This is a genomic window from Pseudomonas khorasanensis, assembly GCF_014268505.2.
GTDB classification, from domain to species: domain Bacteria; phylum Pseudomonadota; class Gammaproteobacteria; order Pseudomonadales; family Pseudomonadaceae; genus Aquipseudomonas; species Aquipseudomonas khorasanensis.
The window spans coordinates 31,537-51,074 of record NZ_JABWQP020000005.1 but is presented as its reverse complement, the minus strand read 5'-3'; the positions used below and the strand labels follow the sequence as shown (position 1 = coordinate 51,074).

Annotated in this window: 17 protein-coding genes and 4 tRNA genes; 7 read left to right on the top strand and 14 right to left on the bottom strand. The window is 59.2% G+C overall.

What is annotated here, in order from left to right; translation table 11 throughout:
* Positions 1–265: 265 nt before the first annotated feature.
* From HU727_RS13480 to HU727_RS13465, 4 genes are all read left to right on the top strand, one after another.
* A tRNA-Asn gene (locus tag HU727_RS13480) sits at positions 266–341 on the top strand.
* Between the two features lie 9 nt (positions 342–350).
* Positions 351–427, top strand: a tRNA-Pro gene (locus tag HU727_RS13475).
* A gap of 5 nt (positions 428–432) precedes the next feature.
* Positions 433–508 (top strand) — tRNA-Lys (locus HU727_RS13470).
* A gap of 97 nt (positions 509–605) precedes the next feature.
* Positions 606–682 (top strand) — tRNA-Pro (locus tag HU727_RS13465).
* 300 nt (positions 683–982) lie between these two features.
* Here HU727_RS13465 and HU727_RS13460 read toward each other — a convergent pair.
* The 4 genes from HU727_RS13460 to HU727_RS13445 are packed head-to-tail and all read right to left on the bottom strand — an operon-like array spanning position 983 to position 3,717.
* On the bottom strand, positions 983–2,281 hold the full coding sequence (locus HU727_RS13460; protein ID WP_186532470.1) for an NAD(P)/FAD-dependent oxidoreductase: 1,299 nt from the start codon (positions 2,279–2,281) through the stop codon (positions 983–985).
* 60 nt (positions 2,282–2,341) lie between these two features.
* Complete coding sequence (locus HU727_RS13455) at positions 2,342–2,515, bottom strand: DUF3094 domain-containing protein (protein WP_007909875.1); 174 nt, start codon at positions 2,513–2,515, stop codon at positions 2,342–2,344.
* Positions 2,516–2,566: 51 nt separating this feature from the next.
* Positions 2,567–3,094 carry an MOSC domain-containing protein gene (locus HU727_RS13450; RefSeq protein WP_186532471.1) on the bottom strand — a complete coding sequence of 176 codons (528 nt, stop codon included), beginning with the start codon at positions 3,092–3,094 and terminating at the stop codon, positions 2,567–2,569.
* Entirely contained in the window at positions 3,091–3,717 is a 627-nt protein-coding gene (locus HU727_RS13445; RefSeq protein WP_007909887.1) for a DUF1780 domain-containing protein, read from the bottom strand. Before HU727_RS13445 ends, HU727_RS13450 begins: the two co-directional genes overlap by 4 nt.
* A 205-nt stretch (positions 3,718–3,922) precedes the next feature.
* On the opposite strand from HU727_RS13445, the gene HU727_RS13440 reads away from it, so the two are divergent.
* Complete coding sequence (locus HU727_RS13440; protein WP_186532472.1) at positions 3,923–4,612, top strand: energy-coupling factor ABC transporter permease; 690 nt, start codon at positions 3,923–3,925, stop codon at positions 4,610–4,612.
* A gap of 69 nt (positions 4,613–4,681) precedes the next feature.
* Here the strand turns inward: HU727_RS13440 and yacG are convergent, their stop codons facing one another.
* Genes yacG through pilB form a run of 5 tightly spaced genes read right to left on the bottom strand, consistent with a single transcriptional unit; the run spans position 4,682 to position 9,293 of the window.
* The gene (gene yacG, locus HU727_RS13435) at positions 4,682–4,882 is read right to left on the bottom strand and encodes a DNA gyrase inhibitor YacG (protein WP_186532473.1); all 201 of its coding nucleotides are present in this window, start codon (positions 4,880–4,882) and stop codon (positions 4,682–4,684) included.
* Positions 4,879–5,502 (bottom strand): dephospho-CoA kinase, encoded by a 624-nt coding sequence (coaE, locus tag HU727_RS13430; protein ID WP_186532474.1) that lies wholly within the window; start codon positions 5,500–5,502, stop codon positions 4,879–4,881. Before coaE ends, yacG begins: the two co-directional genes overlap by 4 nt.
* Positions 5,499–6,371, bottom strand: coding sequence for a prepilin peptidase (locus HU727_RS13425; RefSeq protein ID WP_186532475.1), 873 nt, complete (start codon positions 6,369–6,371; stop codon positions 5,499–5,501). The genes coaE and HU727_RS13425 overlap by 4 nt, the downstream gene beginning before the upstream one ends.
* A gap of 1 nt (position 6,372) precedes the next feature.
* The gene (locus HU727_RS13420; protein WP_186532476.1) at positions 6,373–7,590 is read right to left on the bottom strand and encodes a type II secretion system F family protein; all 1,218 of its coding nucleotides are present in this window, start codon (positions 7,588–7,590) and stop codon (positions 6,373–6,375) included.
* Positions 7,591–7,592: 2 nt separating this feature from the next.
* Positions 7,593–9,293: a type IV-A pilus assembly ATPase PilB gene (pilB, locus tag HU727_RS13415; protein ID WP_186532477.1), complete on the bottom strand. Its 1,701-nt coding sequence runs from the start codon at positions 9,291–9,293 to the stop codon at positions 7,593–7,595.
* A 226-nt stretch (positions 9,294–9,519) separates the two neighbouring features.
* Here pilB and HU727_RS13410 point away from each other — a divergent pair, with 226 nt between their 5' ends.
* Positions 9,520–9,957: a pilin gene (locus HU727_RS13410; RefSeq protein ID WP_186532478.1), complete on the top strand. Its 438-nt coding sequence runs from the start codon at positions 9,520–9,522 to the stop codon at positions 9,955–9,957.
* Between the two features lie 294 nt (positions 9,958–10,251).
* Positions 10,252–10,605 carry a BON domain-containing protein gene (locus HU727_RS13405; protein WP_186532479.1) on the top strand — a complete coding sequence of 118 codons (354 nt, stop codon included), beginning with the start codon at positions 10,252–10,254 and terminating at the stop codon, positions 10,603–10,605.
* Positions 10,606–10,918: 313 nt separating this feature from the next.
* On the opposite strand, the gene HU727_RS13400 is transcribed toward HU727_RS13405, so the two are convergent.
* The 5 genes from HU727_RS13400 to pgi form a co-directional block, all read right to left on the bottom strand.
* Entirely contained in the window at positions 10,919–11,218 is a 300-nt protein-coding gene (locus HU727_RS13400) for a DUF2845 domain-containing protein (RefSeq protein WP_186532480.1), read from the bottom strand.
* Positions 11,215–14,166: a DUF748 domain-containing protein gene (locus HU727_RS13395; RefSeq protein WP_186532481.1), complete on the bottom strand. Its 2,952-nt coding sequence runs from the start codon at positions 14,164–14,166 to the stop codon at positions 11,215–11,217. Before HU727_RS13395 ends, HU727_RS13400 begins: the two co-directional genes overlap by 4 nt.
* A 222-nt stretch (positions 14,167–14,388) precedes the next feature.
* Positions 14,389–15,405 (bottom strand): class I SAM-dependent rRNA methyltransferase, encoded by a 1,017-nt coding sequence (locus HU727_RS13390; RefSeq protein ID WP_186532482.1) that lies wholly within the window; start codon positions 15,403–15,405, stop codon positions 14,389–14,391.
* 134 nt (positions 15,406–15,539) lie between these two features.
* Positions 15,540–17,477 carry an acetate--CoA ligase gene (gene acs, locus HU727_RS13385; RefSeq protein ID WP_186532483.1) on the bottom strand — a complete coding sequence of 646 codons (1,938 nt, stop codon included), beginning with the start codon at positions 17,475–17,477 and terminating at the stop codon, positions 15,540–15,542.
* A gap of 200 nt (positions 17,478–17,677) precedes the next feature.
* A complete protein-coding gene (pgi, locus tag HU727_RS13380; RefSeq protein WP_186532484.1) occupies positions 17,678–19,342 on the bottom strand; it encodes a glucose-6-phosphate isomerase in 1,665 nt (554 codons plus the stop codon).
* Between the last annotated feature and the right edge of the window lie 196 nt (positions 19,343–19,538).

Sequence of the window (19,538 nt, the reverse complement as noted above, 5' to 3'; positions counted from 1 at the left end):
CGCATTGCGAGGCCTTTTTTTCGCCAGGCTGTTGAACTCAAAGGAAAAGGCTTGTAAAGTGCGCCCCGCAGTCAGTCACCGGCAGCGTTTCAGCTTACTGAGCTGGAAACTGAAATAAGTTGCAAATCATTAACTTGAAAGCAATTTAGGGGGTTGACAGAGGTGTTCTAGGTTGTAGAATAGCGCGCCTCAGACACACGAACGCAGCGATGCGAACAGTGTCGAGAAGCTTCAGGTTTCAACGTTGTAAATTGAAATATGTAGTTCCGTGATAGCTCAGTCGGTAGAGCAAATGACTGTTAATCATTGGGTCCCAGGTTCGAGTCCTGGTCACGGAGCCAATTTCAAATCGGGGTATAGCGCAGTCCGGTAGCGCGCCTGCTTTGGGAGCAGGATGTCAGGAGTTCGAATCCCCTTACCCCGACCATATTTGGGTCGTTAGCTCAGTTGGTAGAGCAGTTGGCTTTTAACCAATTGGTCGTAGGTTCGAATCCCACACGACCCACCATTTTTGAAACCAGTTAGCGCTGGGATCGAATCTTAAGATCAGAGGCCAAAAGCGCTGATCGAAGAAGGCGATCTTTGAAAGGTCGCCTTTTTTTTACCGGGGTATAGCGCAGTCCGGTAGCGCGCCTGCTTTGGGAGCAGGATGTCAGGAGTTCGAATCCCCTTACCCCGACCATACTAAAAATCCTCGTATCGAAAGATACGGGGATTTTTTTTGTCTCTCGAAAGCCGAATCCCTTCAGGCGCAGGTCGCGCGTGAAGTGGTCGCAACCTGATGAACATCCGCAATCTTTCGGTACGATCCGCTGCAGGCGCAGATCAGCGCATCGAGTCATGAATTGTTGCAACTGGCCAATGCCCTGCAGGGCATGGTGCGGCGCTTTCCACTGTAATCGAAGGCCAATGAAAAGCCCCGCTCGATGCGGGGCTTGGAACGATCAATGTGGGAGCAAGCCAGCTCCCACACGTTTTGGTTTCAGTGCAGTTTCAGACGCGGTTCGGTGCCGCGGCCGATCTTGCTGCCGAGCATCAGCATCGCCGTGCGGAACGGTCCATACAGCGCCACTTGGTGCATGCGGTACAGCGACACGTAAAACATCCGTGCCAGCCAGCCTTCGAGCATCACACTGCCGGTAAGGTTGCCCATCAGGTTGCCCACCGCGGAAAAACGCGAAAGCGAGATCAGTGAGCCGTAGTCGGTGTATTTGTACTCCGGCAGGGTCTTGCCTTCGATTCGCAGCTTCAGCGATTTGGCCAGCAGGGAAGCCTGTTGATGCGCCGCCTGAGCGCGCGGAGGCACGTTGCGATCGGTGCCCGGTTGCGGGCAGGCCGCGCAGTCCCCGAAGGCAAAGATATTTTCGTCGCGAGTGGTTTGCAGGGTAGGCAGCACTTGCAGCTGGTTGATGCGGTTGGTTTCCAGTCCATCGATGTCCTTGAGGAAACCTGGCGCCCGAATGCCCGCCGCCCACACTTTCAGGCTGGCCTTGATCTCGTTGCCATCGGCAGTGATCAGGCTATCGGCCGTCACTTCGCTCACCGAGGCGTTGGTCATCACGTTGACCCCGAGTTTCTCCAGGGTCTTGTGCACCGGGCCGCTGATGCGCTCCGGCAAGGCAGGCAGCACCCGTGGACCGGCTTCGATCAGGGTGATGTGCATGTTTTCCGGTTTGATCCGGTCCAGGCCATAGGCCGCCAGCTCATGGGCGGCGTTGTGCAGCTCCGCGGCCAGCTCGACGCCTGTGGCACCGGCGCCGACAATCGCCACGCTGATCTGCTCGACCACATCGGTCTGCCCGGCATGGGCGCGCAAATAGTGGTTGAGCAGTTGTTGATGAAAGCGCTCGGCCTGTTTGCGGGTGTCCAGGAACAGGCAATGCTGCGCTGCGCCCTGGGTGCCGAAATCATTGGTGGTGCTGCCGACTGCGATTACCAATGAGTCATAGGCTACTTCGCGAGCGGGCACCAGTTCGACGCCGTTTTCATCGTATGTCGCGGCCAGCTGAATTTTTTTCTGTGCGCGGTCGAGCCCGCTCATGCGCCCCAACTGGAACTCGAAGTGGTTCCATTTCGCTTGGGCGACGTAGTTGAGTTCGTCTTCGGAAGAGTTCAGCGAACCGGCGGCCACTTCGTGCAGCAGGGGTTTCCAGATGTGTGTCAGGTTCGCGTCGACCAGCATGACACTGGCCGTTCCACGCTTGCCCAGAGTCTTACCCAGACGGGTAGCCAACTCCAGGCCGCCGGCGCCGCCGCCGACAATGACAATACGATGGGACATGAGGATAACTCGCAAGGCTAAAGGAAATCGGTGTGGCTACCTTCGCGAGCGCGATGCGGCTCATAGCGTCAGGTAACTGATAAATCGGCTCAACAGGCCAAGACCAATGGTCACTGCCAGCACCAGCACCAGGAGCATCCACGGCCTGAAAGGCCTGCGCTCGACACGGTGTTGGGACAGTTGCAGATATTCTTCGACATGCTTTTGGTCTTCGGGGTTCAGGCGGCTGGTCATATTTGCCTCGTCAGGTAGACGTTGCTGGATGTGCGCAAGCTACAGCGGTTTTTAACCGGGGTTGAATGCAGCATAGCCGCTGTCAGGAACCGGCTCGACGCGAACGCCATCGCCCAAGCGAATGATGCCGCTTTGTAGCACCCGGGCGGTGATTCCGCCATGCCCGCGCACGGCCTGGAAAGTACCGGGGCCCAGGTTGTTTTGCAGGCGCGCGCACGGCTGACACCAGCCCGTGGTTTCGAATATTGCCTGACCGATGCGAAAGCGCCGCCCCTTGAGGCTAAACAAATTGATTCCACTTATAACGAGATTGCGTCGCAGGTCTTCAGGCCTGATCGGTTGATCCTCTGGTCGCCCCATTAATGCGCTTATGACCGCCAGGTGTTCCCATTGAATCAGCGTCACCTGCCGGGCGTTGCGTATGCCGGGGCGGGCATGGTCGCCGGTCAGCCCTGCTTCCAGCCGCGCTTCGACCGCCTCTAGTTCTAGCATCGGACCACGGGACTCGGGACGCACGCCGATCCAGCGCACGCGGCCCGTTTGCGGAACCTCGGCGATCAATTCCTGCAGAGGCGTCACAGGCTGATGCCCACGTCGAAAACGATGCTGCGCCCCAGGTTGCTGCGCAGAAAGTCAGGCGCATCGGGGTGAGCGAACAGCACACGGGCGAACGTCGGCCCGACCAAAGACAGCGAGCGCCAGCCCTGGCGCAGGTATTCGGTGGGTGGCGGAAAGTGACTGTTGAGGTCCAGCACTTCGCGTTTGAGGCTGGCGAAGGCGATGATGTCGAGCTCGCCCAGATCCATGCCGCGTTCCTTGTAGTTGTGCGCTTTTTTGCGCAGGGTCGGCGCCAGGCGCAAGAGAAATTCGTTGGCCGGGATGCGTTTGGGCTTGGCTTCGCGGCGCACCAGCTGGCTGAGGGAAAACGCACTGCGCCGCCGCTGCAATTCATCGCGCCATTCGTCATTCAAACGGCGGCCTTCATCGAGGACAAAAAACACTTCGAAATTGGCATCGCGAAACAACACGTCCGGGGGCTCACCGGCCGGAGCAAATTCGTCGGCGCGGTAGGGGATGTTCAAGCCTTGCAGCAGGCGCTGGCAAACCCAACGCTCACGCTCCCACTTGCGGGCATTGGACAGGAACGCGTTGGCTTGCTCGGCCGCGATGGTCAGCAAACGTAAATAATCTGAATCATCCATAAGCCCAAGCTTAGCGTCCAAATGCGACAAACAGGTAGCTTTGCATCGGCTGACGGATACAGCTGTCGCGGCATTGCGCACTTGTAGGCGCTGCCGAAGGCTGCGATCTTTTGATTCTGTTCTTTTAACGTCAAAGGATCGTCCGATCGCGGCCCGAGCCTTCGGCAGCTCCTGCGGGGAATTTGCGTTGGCGAGGTGAAGGGTCATGATTGGAGCTGAACTGCTTTCGATGGCAAGCCTGACGCTCGGCTGGCTGATTTATCTGCCGGTGCTGCTTTGGGCAATCGCGCGGGCGCCGTGGGTCGAGTTGTTCAGCGACAGTCGGCGCCAACACCTGCTGTTCGGCACGGTGTTCGCTCTGTTTCTGCTGTGGCTGGTGCGCAGGGATTTCGACACCGGGGTGTCTTATCACTTCATTGGCATGACGGCGGTGACGTTGCTGCTCGACTGGCCATTGGCAATTGTCGGTGGCCTCGTCGCGCAAGTGGGGCTGACCCTGCTCGGGCGTCAGGATCTCGCGGCGCTCGGCGTCAACGGCGCCTTGTTTATTCTGTTGCCGGTGCTGATTACCGAATGCGTGGCGATCCTCGTCGAGCGCGCCCAGCCTCGTAATCCATTCGTCTATATCTTCTGTTCCGGTTTTCTTGCTGCCGCATTGTCAGCGCTGATGTGCCTGACGCTGAGCCTCACGTTGCTTTGGTACGACGGTCTCTTCGCCATGCCCGAATGGCTGGAGGACTTCGTCGGCTACCTGTGGCTCATCCTCTTCCCCGAGGCGTTTATCAACGGCATGGTCGTCAGCGCGCTGGTGGTGTTCAGCCCGGAGTGGCTGGAGACTTTCAACCGCACCCGCTACCTATCGGCGCCGTGGAAGGACGACGATCCGAAGTCCTGATCCCTATCAAAGCGGCGTTCGCCGCGTAATTTCATGCTCAGGACTACGGCTTTATGAGGCCCTGACGGATCAGTGGCGCGGATCGAAATCGCCGGAAAACAGTTCGTCTTCGGCATCCGGGGCGACCGGAATCTTGTGTTCTTCCGACGCCCAGGCGCCGAGGTCAATCAGCTTGCAGCGGTGGGAACAGAACGGACGAAATTCGTTTTGCGGGGTGAACTCGACGGGTGCGCCGCAGGTTGGGCATTCAACGGTTGGAATCTGGCTCATGCTTGGCCTCCGGATAATGTCAGGTAAAAGTGGTGCAGACGCTCGACTTCGCTCTGCAACCAGGCGAGGTCGCGATCATTGACGATCACGTCATCGGCACGGCTCACGCGGTCTTCACGGCTCGATTGCGCCTTGAGGATCGCCTCGACCTGCTGTTCGCTGGTCTGGTCACGCTGCAAGGTGCGTTCGATCTGCAATTGCTGTGGCGCATCGATCACAAGGATGCGCTGAGTCATCGCGTATTGCCCCGACTCGATCAACAACGGCGAAACCAGAATCGCGTAAGGCGATTTTGCCTGCGCCAGATGATGGACGATTTCTTCGCCGATCAACGGGTGCAGCAGGGCTTCGAGCCAACGACGCTGTTCGGGTTCTTCGAAAATCAGCTTTCGCAGGGCGGCGCGATCCAGGGTGCCATCGGCCTGCAACACCGTGGGGCCGAAATGTGCGGCGATTTTTGCCAGCGCCGGACGCCCCGGCTCGACTACCCAGCGTGCAGCATGATCGGCGTCCACCACATGCACACCGAGGTCGATAAAGTGCTGCGCCGCCGCGCTTTTCCCGCTGCCGATGCCGCCGGTCAGGCCGAGAATCCAGGGTTTTTCCACAGGGGTATTCATTTCAAACCGACAGACTGCCAATAGAAGTCGGTCATTTGACCACCCCAGAGCAAGGCAATCCAGCCGGCAATCGCCAGAAAGGGCCCGAAGGGGATCGGCGTCGAGGTTTCCTGGCCGCGCAGGCGCAGCATGACGACGCCCAGAATCGCCCCGACCAGTGATGACAACAGAATCGTCAGCGGCAGAATCTGCCACCCGCCCCAGGCCCCTAGCAGCGCCAGCAGCTTGAAATCGCCATGGCCGATGCCATCCTTGCCGGTGAGCAGCTTGAACAGCCAGAACACCGACCACAGCGCCAGGTATCCCGCCACCGCCCCCCACAGTGCATCATGCAGCGGCGCGAATACGCCGAAACTGTTGACGATCAGCCCCAGCCACAACAACGGCAGCACCAACACATCGGGCAGCAGTTGGTGTTCGCTGTCGATCAGACTCATCGCCAGCAACCCCCAGGTGAGGACGATCAGCAACCCCGCCGGCCAGCCGAATCCGAAGTGCCAGGCGATGAACGCCGAGAGCAGGCCGCAGGCCAGTTCGGTCAACGGGTATCGCTTGCTGATCGGCGCAGAACAGGCTGAACAGCGCCCGCGTAACCACAGATAGCTGAGCAGCGGAATGTTTTCCCACGGGCGAATCCGGTGCGCGCAATGAGGGCACTGCGAATGCGGCAGCATCAGGTTATAAACAGGCGCTGGCATTTCAACGGGCATGCCGAGGACGTCATGGGCCTGCTGACGCCAATCGCGCTCGAGCATTTTCGGCAGCCGCCACACGAGCACATTGAGGAAGCTGCCAACGACCAGGCCAAGCAGCAGCGCAGTGAGGACAAACGCCAGTGGGTACACGGCAAACATTTCGTCGACAGGCATATCAGATCGCTGAGCCGAGCTGGAAGATCGGCAGGTACATGGCCACCACCAGTCCGCCGACGATGACCCCCAGCACCACCATGATAAAGGGCTCCATCAGGCTGGTGAGGTTGTCGACCATGTTATCGACTTCGGCTTCGTAAAAACCGGCAACCTTGTCGAGCATGTCGTCCAGTGCGCCGGACTCCTCACCGATTGCAGTCATTTGCACCGCCATGTTGGGAAATACGCCGGTGCTGCGCATCGAGAAATTCAGCTGCATGCCAGTGGAGACGTCCTGACGAACCCGCAGCACCGCGCGCTTGAACACCACGTTGCCAGTAGCGCCGGCGACCGAATCGAGCGCTTCGACCAAAGGCACACCGGCGGCAAACGTCGTGGACAACGTGCGGGCAAAACGCGCGACCGCTGACTTGTACATCAACGTCCCCACCAGCGGCAGTTTCAGCAGCCAGGTATCCCGGCGGTCGCGCAAGGCCTGGGACTTCTTCAGGGCGTGGCGGGTCCCGAAAAACGCCGCCACCATTGCGAACAGAATCGCCCACCACCATTGCTGCATGAACTCCGACAAACTGATGATCATCAGCGTGAAACCCGGCAATTCAGCGCCGAATCCGGAAAAAACCGACTGGAATTGCGGCACCACTTTGACCAGCAGAATGCCGGTCACCACCGCCGCGACCAGCACCACGGCGGTGGGATACGTCATGGCTTTCTTGATCTTGGCTTTGAGCGCTTCACTTTTTTCCTTATAGGTTGCGACCCGCTCAAGCAAGGTATCGAGGGCACCGGACTGCTCCCCGGCATCGACCAGATTGCAATACAACTCGTCGAAATATTGCGGCTTCTTGCGCAGCGACGTGGCGAAGCTGTTTCCCGAGGCGACTTCCTGTTTTACCTCATCGACCAGTTTGCGCATGGCCGGGTTTTCAAAGCCTTCGCCAATGATGTCGAAGGACTGCAACAACGGCACACCGGCCTTCATCATGGTTGCCATTTGCCGGGTGAACAGGGCGATGTCCTGAGCTTTGATGCGTTTGCCAAAACTCAGCAAGGCTCCGGATTTCTTGCGCACCTTGCCGGGGTTGATGCCCTGTTTGCGTAACTGGGCCTTGATCAGCGCGGGGCTTTGCCCACTCAATTCGCCGGTGACCTTGCTGCCTTTTCTGTCCGTGCCCTCCCAGGCGTAGACGCTGACTTTCGCTGCCTTGACCGCCATGTTCAATCCTTGGTGACCCGGTTGATCTCTTCAAGGCTGGTGACGCCTTGCATGGCTTTGTGCAGCCCCGACGTGCGCAGGTCAGCGAAGCCGTCGCGACGCATCTGGCTGTCGATTTCCAGCGAATTGCCTTCGGCCATGATCAGCCGTTGCAGGTCCGGTGTGTTCTTCACCACTTCATAAATCCCCACGCGTCCTTTGTAGCCGCCGTTGCAGTGATCGCAACCGACCGGCTCGTAGATCGTGAAACTGCCGATACGTTCCTCGGGCAGGCCTTCCTTGAGCAAGGTTTCGCGAGGAATCTCCAGCGGCCGCTTGCAATGAATACACAGCTTGCGCGCCAGGCGCTGGGCAATGATCAGACTGACCGAGGTGGCGATGTTGAAGCCGGGAATGCCCATGTTGTGCAGGCGCGTCAGCGTTTCCGCCGCGCTGTTGGTGTGCAGGGTCGACAGCACCAGGTGACCGGTCTGCGCAGCCTTGATCGCGATCTCGGCGGTTTCCAGGTCACGGATTTCGCCGACCATGATCACGTCCGGGTCCTGACGCAGAAACGAGCGCAGCGCCTGCGCAAAATCCAGCCCTTGCCGGGGATTGACGTTGACCTGGTTGATGCCTTCCATGTTGATTTCAACCGGGTCTTCGGCGGTAGAAATGTTGATGTCGACGGTGTTGAGGATGTTCAGGCCGGTATAAAGCGACACGGTTTTACCCGAGCCGGTGGGGCCGGTGACCAGAATCATGCCCTGAGGCTGTTTGAGCGCGGCCAGATACAAGGCTTTTTGCTCAGGCTCGTAACCCAGCGCGTCGATGCCCATCTGCGCACTGGACGGGTCAAGAATCCGGATCACTACTTTTTCGCCCCACAGGGTCGGCAGGGTGTTGACCCGGAAATCGATGGATTTGCTTTTCGACAGGCGCATCTTGATTCGCCCGTCCTGCGGTTTGCGCCGTTCCGAAATATCCAGGCTGGCCATGACCTTCAAGCGCGCGGCGATGCGCCCGGCCAGCTGGATCGGCGGCTTGGCCACTTCGCGCAGCATGCCGTCGGTACGCATGCGCACGCGGTAGTTTTTCTCGTAGGGTTCGAAATGCAGGTCGGAAGAGCCGCTCTTGATCGCGTCCAGCAACATCTTGTGCACGAAGCGCACGACCGGCGCGTCGTCGGCGTCGAGGCCGCCGATCACGTCCTGCTTGCTGTCGTCGATGGATTCGACGTCGAGCCCGTCAAGATCGACATCGGCCATTTCCTCGAGGCCGGTGGTGTGGGTATCGAAGAATTTGTCGATGGCGTCGCTGAGTTTGTCGTCCTCCACCAGAATCGCTTCGGTGCTCAGGCCGGTGCTGAATTGGATATCGCTGATCGCCTGTTGATTGCTCGGGTCTGAAATGCCCACGAACAGTTTGTTGCCGCGCCGCCACAGGGGCAGGGCGCAATGCTGACGCACGAGTTTTTCGCTGACCAGGCCCCTGGGCTGGGTTTCCTTGTCGAGGCAGTTCAGATCGATAAGGGCCATGCCGAAATGTTCCGAGGCGATCTCGGCAATCTGCCGGCTGTTGACCAGTTTGTTGTGCACCAGATAGTTCACCAGCGAGACGCGGTTGCGCTGGGCCTGCGTCCAGGATTGCCGGGCGCTTGTTTCCGTAAGCAACTCGGCCTGGACCAATTGCTTGGCCAGACCGCTCAGAGCGATGTCATTCATGGGAATTCCGCACACTTGCTGTTCATGACTTATAGCCTAGTCAAGTGACAGCGCCAAACACGGCCGGTGCAGGTGACAAAAAGCGTCAGATAGTGCGGTTGCAGGTTGTAGGAAATCGCGTTGTTGTCTGCTGGCGCCCGGCAAGCAGGGGCTGAAAGCCGTTGGCATGGCCTGTGCTGGGCCTTGATCAGATCATGAGATTTCCACTCATGCATGGAGCGAGTCTATGAAAAAACAACAAGGTTTTACGCTGATCGAACTGCTGATCGTGGTGGCGATCATCGGCATTCTGGCGACTATTGCCCTGCCCCAGTATTCGAAATATCAGGCGCGGTCGAAGGTGACGGCGGGGCTGGCGGAGCTCAGTGCGCTCAAGGTGCCGTTTGAAGACACGATCAATCAGGGGACCGCACCGACTCTGGCCAATGTGGCTAACGGTACGACAGCCACTTCCAACTGTACGTTGGCAGTTACAGGTACAGCGGCGACTGGCGAGGGCACCATCACATGCACTTTGCTCAACGCCCCGGGACCTGTATTGGGCAAAACCATTACGCTCTCTCGTTCCGGTGCCGCCACCGGTAATACATCGGGCACCTGGACTTGCGCAACGACCGTCAATGCGGATTATTCCCCTCGAGGCTGCACTGCGAGCGGCGCGTAAACCAGCCATTGCATTGGAATGCCCCGCACTGCGGGGCATTTTCGTATCTCTGCCGCTTCACAAAAGCTCTAATAATTTCAGCAGCTTATGAACTTTCCAAAAAACCGCAACTTGCATGTGATTCTCGCTCGAGTCATGCATTTTGCACGAAAATGAAAATTGCCTGAATTCATAACCTATTGATTTGAATCGATTTTATCGAGTACAAAAAGTTGGCACAGCGTTCGCACTATCCTCGGTAACCCTGCTGACAAGCGTTACAGCAGACTTCAAGTAAAAACAGGAGTTACTCGTATGAAGAAGTTCGCTATCACTGCCGCTGCTACCGCTCTGACCCTGACCATGGCTGGCGGTGCATTCGCCCAGTCCGCTCAGGCAACCCAGTCTCCGATGGTTCTGGCTGCCGGTGAAGTTACCCAAGCGAAAGAAGCTACTTCCGACACCTGGATCACCACCAAGGTCAAAGCTGACCTGGTTACCGAAAAAGGCATTCCTGGCACCGACATCAAGGTTGAAACCAACAAAGGTGTTGTTTCCCTGTCGTCCACCACTGCGGTGACCGAATCGCAAAAAGATACAGCGGTTGCCATTGCCAAGAAAATCAAAGGCGTCAAAGCAGTCTCTGCTGACGGCCTGAAAGCCGAGTAAGACAAGACTTCTCGCCTGGACCGGGAGAAGGTGCGACAGACGGGCCGAGCCATACGTCTGCCGCAACTTTAGAGTTCATGCGAACGGTCACACGGATGTGACCATTACAGGCCCCGGCACTTGTGTCGGGGCCTGTTCTATTTCGTAAAAGAAAAGATCGTCCGATCTTTTCAGTTACCGCGCTACCCGTGGGACCGACCGGATACCAATGTGGGAGCGAGCCTGCTCGCGAATGCGTAGTGTCGGCAAATTCGTCCGCAGACAGACCGTATTCGCGAGCAGGCTCGCTCCCACAGGGTAAATTCCGTTTGGCTTAATTACCGCGTTTGCTGGTGATCTGCCGCAGGCGATTGCCTTCAAAGCGCAGGTATTGGTACATGCCGTTGTTCGGGCCGTAGGTCCATTCTTCGACCTGAAACTCTTCGCGGCGATTGGCGCTGCGCTTGTAGCCGAGCAGGTCCCGGCTGGCCGGCTCGCCACATTTTTGCAGCACCTCGCTTGCGCGGTCGCCGAGGCTGATCAACTGGCTGCCGCAGCGCAAGGTGTCCGAGGCCGACGCGTGGCCAGCGGCGCACGCCAGTGCGAGCACGGCCAGCCAGTTACGCAGGGTCATTCGGCATCCAGGTGCATTTGCGTCACCACGCGGCCATCGCTCTCGGCCTCGCCAAGGTTGGCGTCGATGAAGTACACCCGGTCGTCCTCCAGCTTGCCCTTGTCGACCAGGTAATCCTTGATGGTGCTGGCGCGATCCTGACCCAACTGACGCAACAGCACATCGCTGCCACTCCAGAAACCGATCACGCCTTCGCGCATTTTCGCCGTGCGTTCTTCCTTGCCCAGGTCTTTCCATTGTGCCGGTGGCTGGGTTTTCAGACGGGTGCGGTAAATGCCTTCGAGCAGCGCGCCTTTCTCGCCTTCGGGCACCTGCAGCAAAGAGGCCTGCGCAGGGACTTTGTCGCCACGGCGCTGGAGCATTTTGTAGTAGTTGTATTGGTATTCGCGCTCCAGACGTTGCTCGGCGAGCAAAGGCCCATCGCTGCTTTTCGCGGCAGTGCCTTCGATTTCCAGGCGCAAGGCCGGACGTTCCTTGAGCGCTTGCGACAGTTTTACCAGCGCCGCTTCGGCGTCCTTGCTCAACTCGCTGGAGCCCGGCGCGAAAGACACGGTACCGAGGTCTTCGGAGCCGCCGCCGCTGACCAGCCCGCCAATCATCTTGAACGGCGCGGCGGCCGCTTTGACGATCAGATTGCGCAGGGTCTGCCAGACAATCGGCATCACGCTGAACTGCGGGTTGTTCAGGTCACCGGTCACTGGCAATTCGATAGAGATCTTGCCATCGACATCCTTGAGCAAGGCGATCGCCAGTTTCAACGGCAGGCTCACCGCATCGGGACTGTCGACTTTTTCGCCCAGTTGCAGTTGCTCGACGACCACTTTGTTCTCGGCTTTCAGTTGCCCTTTGGTGATCAGGTAATGCAGATCAAGGTTAAGCCGGCCTTTGCGGATGCGGTAACCGGCGAACTTGCCCGAGTAGGGCGTAAGGGTTGTCAGCTCGACCCGTTTGAAGCTGGTGGCGATGTCGAGACTGGCCATCGGATCGAACGGGTTGACGGCACCTTTGATGGTCACCGGCGCATAACGGTCGACCTTGCCTTTGATGTCGACGCTGGCCGGTTTCGCCTGCCGGCTGTCGATGGTGCCGATCTGGCCGTTGAGCTGTTGCACGGCGGTGGCAAAGTTCGGTGTCAGGCTGAAGTCGGCGAAGTTGGCGGAACCGTCATTGATCGCGATGGCACCGATGTGAATACCCAGCGGCTTTTCCTTGCCGGCCGGTTTGGCGCCGGCGGTTTTTGCGCTGTTGTCCGCGGGTTGCGGGATGAGCAGGTCATCGACGTTGGTGGTGCGGTCATCGTTGATCATGAAACGCACGTACGGCTGGAACAGGTTCACCTTGGCGATCGACAGGCTGTCGCCATGTTGATAGTTCAGACCCTCGACCACCACTTGCTGCCATTTTAGGAAGTCGCGCGTCTTGAGCGTGTCGAGCGTGTGCAGTTGATCGATCTGCGCGCGGCCGGTCACGCTGAGCGCGAGAGGTTCGGTGCTTTTGAGGTTGACCTTGAGATCACTGCCCAGCATGCCGCTGCGCAGTTCCAGACGAATGAAGGGATTGATGTAGGACTGCGCGACACGCAAGTCGATGTCCTGGGTTTTTACATTGAGCTGCGCATTGACCGGGGCCAGATTGACGGTGCCGTCCGCACTGATCTTGCCTTGCTTGCCCAATCCGCTGTCGAGCTTGAGCTTGAAAGGCGAGCCGTTGAGGCTGTCGAAATCCTGCAGATCGACGTTCAGCGGGGTGATGTCCAGCGCCACCGCCGGTTGAGCTGAACGGTCGGCGAGGTGCACGGTGTAGTTGCGCAACTGCACGTCTTTGATCAGCACTTGCCATGGCTTGCCGGGTGAAGTCGGCTCAGCTTTCGGCGAGTCGGCGGCGGCAGGGGCATCGGCCGGTTCTGCGGCAGCTTTGGCGGCCGCTTTAGACGGTTGGCTAGCGAAGAGTTTCTGCCAGTCCAGTTGACCGTCGGCTTCCAGTGCCGCCCATGTCTCCAGTTTGCTGCTGCGGATCTTGCCGACCACCACCTGCTGCCTAGCCAGATCAACAGAGGTTTCGCTGACGTCCAGGCGCTCGAGTTTCGCCAGCGGGCGTCCGTCTGGTGCCTTGATGGCGAACGGCGCGATGCTCACTGCCACGTCGTTCAACAGCAGTTCGGTTTCTTTCGACAGGTTGAGTTTGTACTTTGTACTGAGGCTGATCACGCCGTTTTCCAGCACCAGCGGCACAGCGTCCCGCACGTAAGGCCAGAAGGATTTCATCTGGCCATCGGTGACTTTCAAGGTGCCCTCGGAGGTGAACGGGATGAGGCTGAAGTTGCCGGTCCAGTCGATTCGCCCGCCAGCAGGGCCGATCGCGACGAGGGTCATGTCGGCGCTGTCTTCGGGCAGGGTGCTGAGGTTTTTCAGTTCGAAGCTGAGATCGTCGTACAGGAATTCGATGGGCTCGCTGGGGCGTACGTCCTCGAAATGCACGACGCCGCCGGCCAGTTTGATGTTGTCGATGCGCAGCGGAAATGGCTTGGCGTCGGGATCGGCGGGCGTTGGCTCGCTGGGCGGGATGTTGAACAGGCCCAGCAGGCTAAGCTTGCCGTCCTTGGCGAAGAGGATTTCGCTCTTGGGTTTGTCCAGCTCGATGTCGGACAGGTGCAGCGCTTTGGTCCACAGGCTGTCGAGTTGCAGGTTGGCGTACAGGCGATCGAAGGCGACCTGTTCCTTGCCCGGCTCGCCGATGACCAGACCCCACAGGGTGACTTCAAGGCTGAACGGGTTCAGTTCGATGCGCTGCAGGTGCGCCGGCACCGTCGCGTAGTTGGCCAGTTGCTGGTTGGCCACGCGCAAGGCAATGCCCGGCAGGATCAGAAACCCCAGCAGGCTGTACAGGGCCAGGGCAGTCAACAGGGCGCCAATCGCGCGAATCAATCCTTTGGGCATGTGCGGCTTCATCTGTCTGAATCGGAGTGCCTTGGAGTATGGCACGCGATTCTGGTTCCGAAGTGCTTGATGTGGGACAGGATTGTTCAGTTTTATCTGCAGGAGCAAATACCCAGTGTGGGAGCGAGCCTGCTCGCGAACTCGGCGGTGCAGTAGACAAAAAGTCGACTCGCCCACCGCTTTCGCGAGCAGGCTCGCTCCCACAGAAAAATATGATCACTCATGCCTGAGGTGTTACAGCTGCAGGATCAGCGTCTTCAGCGGTGGTTGCTGGTCCAGCGACGGGAAGTCGGCGCCCGGGGTCATCACGCTCCACTCGCGCACCGGGCGGCCTGCCTTCTCGGCGCAACGCAGCACCTGTTCGCGCCAGTCGTCCATGCTGACTTTCGCCAGGTTGTTGCAGCAGATCAGCACGCCGTTGTCGGCGGTGGTCAGCAGGGCCGGTTTGAGGAGGCTCTGATAATCACGCAACAGGTCGACAGTGCCGAACGCGCTTTTTGCCCAGGCCGGCGGGTCGAGCAGAACCAGATCGTATTGGCGCTGTTCGAGGCGCTGATAGCTCGGCAGTTTCTGCCCGCGACGCTGGGTGATGGGCAGACCGGCGAGCTGGCGGATCGCCGGGAAATAATCGGACTGGACGAATTCCATTTCCGGCAAGTGCGGGTTGAGCAGGCCGTTTTCGCGCCCTACCGCCAGATTGCCCTCGGCGAAATCAAGATTGCACACCTCACGCGCACCGCCAGCCGCAGCACTGAGGCCAACGCCACAGGTATAGGCGAACAGGTTGAGCACGCTTTTGCCTTTGGCGTGATCCTTGACCCAGCCGCGAGTGTTGCGCAAATCGAGGAACAGCAGCGGATCCTGCCCGGCGTGCCGGCCGCGCACGCGGTAGTTCAGTCCCCATTCATGCCCCACCAGATCCGCCAGTGCGGCGTCGTCGGCTTTGTAGACGCTGTCCTCACGATCGATGCGCGAGTTGCCACGGGAGCGGTCGTTGTAGACCAGCAGGGTGTCGAAGCCCAGCGTCTGGTTGGCCATCGCATGCAACTGCAGCAGATCATCCCGCTCCAGCGTTTGGTGAAAACTCTGCACCAGCAGTTGCGGGCCGTAGCGGTCGATCGTCAAGCCGCCGGCGCCTTCCTGGCTGCCATGGAACAAGCGATAACAGTCGGTGCCCTGGCTGTGCAGTGCAGCGAGCAAATCCTGGCGTTGGTCGAGAGCGGCGCGCAGCGCCTGGTTCAAGAAAGACATGCGGCGCCTTGCTGAGGGGTATTGGGGCGCGGAAGTTTAACAGTTTGACGGAGGATCGCGTGATGGGCCTTCGCGAGCAGGCTCGCTCCCACAGTGACAATGCGCTCACTCTGGATGCGAGCCTGTTCGCGAGGCTATTGATTCAAACGCTTGTCAACGAGGTCCTGCACCACACTCGGGTCGGCCAGGGTCGAAGTATCACCGAGGCTGTCGAGTTCGTTGCAGGCGATCTTGCGCAAGATCCGCCGCATGATCTTGCCTGAACGGGTTTTTGGCAGGGCGGGGGCCCACTGGATCAGGTCCGGTTTGGCGAAACTGCCGATCTCCTTGCTGACATGGGCCAGCAAGTCCTTCTTCAACTCCTCATTGGCGTCGGTGCCGTTCATCGGCGTGACGAACGCGTAGATTCCCTGGCCTTTGACGTCGTGGGGGTAGCCGACCACCGCAGCTTCGGCAATGCTGTCATGCAGCACCAGCGCGCTTTCCACTTCGGCGGTGCCGATGCGATGACCGGAAACGTTGATCACATCGTCGATGCGTCCGGTAATCCAGTAATCGCCGTCCTCGTCGCGGCGGGCGCCGTCGCCGGTAAAGTAATAGCCGGGGTAAGGCTTGAAATAGGTGTCGATCATTCGCTGCGGGTCGCCGTAGACACTGCGGATCTGGCCCGGCCAGCTCGATTTGATCGCCAATACGCCGCTGCCGGCGCCTTTGATTTCCTTGCCGACTTCGTCGAGCAGCACTGGCTGCACGCCGAACATTGGTTGCGTGGCGCAGCCGGGTTTGATGCGTTGCGCACTGACCAGCGGGCTGAGCATGATGCCGCCGGTTTCGGTCTGCCACCAGGTATCGACGATCGGGCAGCGCTGATCGCCCACGACGTTGAAATACCACTCCCACGCTTCCGGGTTGATTGGCTCACCGACGCTGCCGAGTAGTCTGAGGCTTTCGCGCGACGTTCCCTCCAACGGTTTGGCGCCTTCGCGCATCAGGGCGCGCAGGGCGGTCGGCGCGGTATAGAAAATGTTGACCTTGTGCTTGTCGATCACCTGCCAGAACCGCGAACTGCTCGGATAGCTCGGCACACCCTCGAACATCAGCGTGGTCGCTCCGTTGGCCAGCGGGCCATAGACGATGTAACTGTGACCGGTAACCCATCCAACGTCGGCGGTGCACCAGAACACTTCGCCGTCGCGGTAGTCGAGCACGTATTTAAAGGTCATCGCCGCTTGCAGCAAATAACCGCCGGTGGTGTGCAGCACGCCTTTGGGTTTGCCGGTGCTGCCAGAGGTGTAGAGGATGAACAGCGGATCTTCGGCGTCCATGGGCTCTGGCGGGCAATCGTCGCTGACATCGCGCACCGCCTGGTGATACCAGAGGTCACGGCCCTCAACCCAATCGACTTTGCCTTGGGTGCGTTCAACCACCACTACAGTGCTGACGTCGGGGCAGCTCAGCAGGGCTTTATCGACATTGTTTTTCAGCGCCACAAACCGGCCGCCGCGCACGCCTTCATCGGCGGTGATCACGGTACGGCAGTCAGCATCGAGAATGCGGTCGCGCAGTGAGTCCGGTGAAAATCCGCCAAACACGACGGAATGAATTGCGCCGATCCGCGCGCAGGCAAGCATGGCGTACGCGGCCTCGGGAATCATCGGCATGTAAATGCACACACGGTCGCCTTTCTTCACGCCACGGTTTTTCAGCACATTGGCCAGGCGGCAGACATGGTGGTGGAGTTTTTTGTAGGTGATCTGTGCCGATTCGGCCGGGTCGTCGCCTTCCCAGAGCAGGGCCGTCTGGTCGCCGCGTTGTTCGAGGTGACGATCGATACAGTTGTAACTGACGTTGAGCTTGCCACCGGCAAACCAGGCGGCTTCGCCGGTTTTCAGGTCATAGCGCTGAACGGTCTGCCACGGGGTGCTCCAGTCGAGAAAGCGCGTGGCCTGCTCGCCCCAGAAGGCGCTGGGGTGTTCAATGGATTCGCGGTAGAGGCGCCGATAATCATCCTGACTCAATTGAGCAGCCCGGCGGACGGCATCGGCTTTGGGGAACGTGCTGATATCGAACATGACGGTTCCTTATTCTTGTGGTGCGACAGGAATAAAGATGCGCCGAGCGGTGCAGAGGTTCAAGTCATGCGCCAAAACAACTGTGGGAGCGAGCTTGCTCGCGAAGGCGCCTTGCCAGCCACCAATGATGTCGACTGACCGATCGCATTCGCGAGCAAGCTCGCTCCCACAGGGAAAAGCGTTAACCCGAAGGCCGCTCTTTAGCCGCGGTGACGACCGCGGAAGTAGTTGATCAGGCCCTGAGTGGACGCGTCGTCAGCGGTGGTTTCATCGCTGCCGACCAGGCGGTTGTAGACACCTTTGCCCAATTCCTTGCCCAGCTCCACGCCCCATTGGTCGAAGGCGTTGATGCCCCAGACCACGCTTTGCACGAACACTTTGTGTTCATACATGGCGACCAGCGCGCCAAGACGACGCGGGCTGATGCGTTCAACCACCAAGGTATTGCTCGGACGGTTGCCCGGGATCACCTTGTGCGGCGCGAGTTTGCGCACGTCTTCTTCGCTCATGCCTTTGTCGCGCAGCTCGACTTCAGCTTCCGGCAAGGTTTTGCCGAGCATCAGCGCCTGGCTCTGCGACAGGCAGTTGGCGTACAGCCACTGGTGGTGGTCGGACACCGGGTTGAAGCTGACGATCGGCACGATGAAGTCGGCCGGGATCAGTTGGGTGCCCTGGTGCAGCAACTGGTGGTAAGCGTGTTGACCGTTGCAGCCGACGCCGCCCCAGATCACCGGACCGGTCTCGGTCGACACGCTGGTGCCGTCCTGACGCACGCTCTTGCCGTTGGATTCCATGTCCAGCTGTTGCAAGTGCTTGGTGATGTTGCGCAGGTAGTGGTCGTACGGCAGGATCGCGTGGCTTTGCGCGCCCCAGAAGTTGCCGTACCAGACGCCGAGCAGTGCGAGCAGCACGGGCATGTTCTGCTCGAACGGCGCGGTCTGGAAATGCTGGTCCATGGTGTAGGCACCGGACAGCAGTTCCTTGAAGTTGGACATGCCGATCGCCAGGGCAATCGGCAAACCGATGGCCGACCACAGCGAGTAACGACCGCCGACCCAGTCCCACATCGGGAAGATGTTTTCTTCGCGGATACCGAACGCCACGGCGGCGGCGTTGTTGCTCGATACGGCGATGAAGTGACGATACAGCTCGGCTTCGGAACCGCCCTGCGCCAGGTACCAGGCACGAGCAGCCTGAGCGTTTTTCAGGGTTTCGAGGGTATTGAACGATTTCGACGAAACGATGAACAACGTGGTTTCAGCACGCAGCTTTTGCGTCAGCTCGTGGAATTCACTGCCGTCGATGTTCGCCAGGTAGTGGCAACGCACGCCTTTCTGGGCGTAGGACAGCAGCGCTTCGGACACCAGTTCAGGGCCGAGGAACGAGCCGCCGATGCCGATGTTGACCACGTCGGTGATCGGTTTTTCGGTGTAACCGCGCCACAAGCCATCATGAATGCGGCCGACCAGATCGGTGATCTGGTTCAACACCTTGTGCACTTCCGGCATCACGTTGACGCCGTTGACCGACAGCTTGTCGCCGACCGGACGGCGCAGCGCGGTGTGCAGGGCAGGACGCGCTTCGGACGAGTTGACGATTTCGCCGTCGAACAGCGCCTTGATCGCGCCCTTCAGATCGACTTCATTGGCCAGACCGACCAGAAGGTTGCGGGTCTCGGCATTGATCAGATTCTTCGAATAGTCGAGAAACAGTCCGCAGCTGCTGAGAGTGAACTGATTGAAGCGCTGCGGATCGGCGTTGAAGGCCTCGCGCATGCTGAAATCCTGCATGGCCTGGCGGTGATCTTTCAACGCTTGCCAGGCAGGCAGAGCGGTAACGTCATGAGGGGTGCGGTAGTACGCCATCGCTGCGGTTTTCCTTTTTACTTGAACGGCTTTTTGAACACTGTACAGATGCGGCACGCCGCGCCGGGCGTGGATCAACTGCGTCAACACGATTTCTGGACACAGGGCGGATACAGTAAACCTCGCGCTGCGTTCTGTCTTGACTTTGTCTGACCAGATCCCTGTACTTTTTTAACATCCGAACAGTAATTTGGCC

What these genes read in the sequence shown, in the direction of transcription:
- HU727_RS13460 (WP_186532470.1), bottom strand. Translation starts at nt 2,281, where the DNA reads ATGTCCCATCGTATTGTCATTGTCGGCGGCGGCGCCGGCGGCCTGGAG.
- HU727_RS13455 (WP_007909875.1), bottom strand. Translation starts at nt 2,515, where the DNA reads ATGACCAGCCGCCTGAACCCCGAAGACCAAAAGCATGTCGAAGAATAT.
- HU727_RS13445 (WP_007909887.1), bottom strand. Translation starts at nt 3,717, where the DNA reads ATGGATGATTCAGATTATTTACGTTTGCTGACCATCGCGGCCGAGCAA.
- HU727_RS13440 (WP_186532472.1), top strand. Translation starts at nt 3,923, where the DNA reads ATGATTGGAGCTGAACTGCTTTCGATGGCAAGCCTGACGCTCGGCTGG.
- yacG (WP_186532473.1), bottom strand. Translation starts at nt 4,882, where the DNA reads ATGAGCCAGATTCCAACCGTTGAATGCCCAACCTGCGGCGCACCCGTC.
- coaE (WP_186532474.1), bottom strand. Translation starts at nt 5,502, where the DNA reads ATGAATACCCCTGTGGAAAAACCCTGGATTCTCGGCCTGACCGGCGGC.
- HU727_RS13425 (WP_186532475.1), bottom strand. Translation starts at nt 6,371, where the DNA reads ATGCCTGTCGACGAAATGTTTGCCGTGTACCCACTGGCGTTTGTCCTC.
- HU727_RS13420 (WP_186532476.1), bottom strand. Translation starts at nt 7,590, where the DNA reads ATGGCGGTCAAGGCAGCGAAAGTCAGCGTCTACGCCTGGGAGGGCACG.
- pilB (WP_186532477.1), bottom strand. Translation starts at nt 9,293, where the DNA reads ATGAATGACATCGCTCTGAGCGGTCTGGCCAAGCAATTGGTCCAGGCC.
- HU727_RS13410 (WP_186532478.1), top strand. Translation starts at nt 9,520, where the DNA reads ATGAAAAAACAACAAGGTTTTACGCTGATCGAACTGCTGATCGTGGTG.
- HU727_RS13405 (WP_186532479.1), top strand. Translation starts at nt 10,252, where the DNA reads ATGAAGAAGTTCGCTATCACTGCCGCTGCTACCGCTCTGACCCTGACC.
- HU727_RS13400 (WP_186532480.1), bottom strand. Translation starts at nt 11,218, where the DNA reads ATGACCCTGCGTAACTGGCTGGCCGTGCTCGCACTGGCGTGCGCCGCT.
- HU727_RS13395 (WP_186532481.1), bottom strand. Translation starts at nt 14,166, where the DNA reads ATGAAGCCGCACATGCCCAAAGGATTGATTCGCGCGATTGGCGCCCTG.
- HU727_RS13390 (WP_186532482.1), bottom strand. Translation starts at nt 15,405, where the DNA reads ATGTCTTTCTTGAACCAGGCGCTGCGCGCCGCTCTCGACCAACGCCAG.
- acs (WP_186532483.1), bottom strand. Translation starts at nt 17,477, where the DNA reads ATGTTCGATATCAGCACGTTCCCCAAAGCCGATGCCGTCCGCCGGGCT.
- pgi (WP_186532484.1), bottom strand. Translation starts at nt 19,342, where the DNA reads ATGGCGTACTACCGCACCCCTCATGACGTTACCGCTCTGCCTGCCTGG.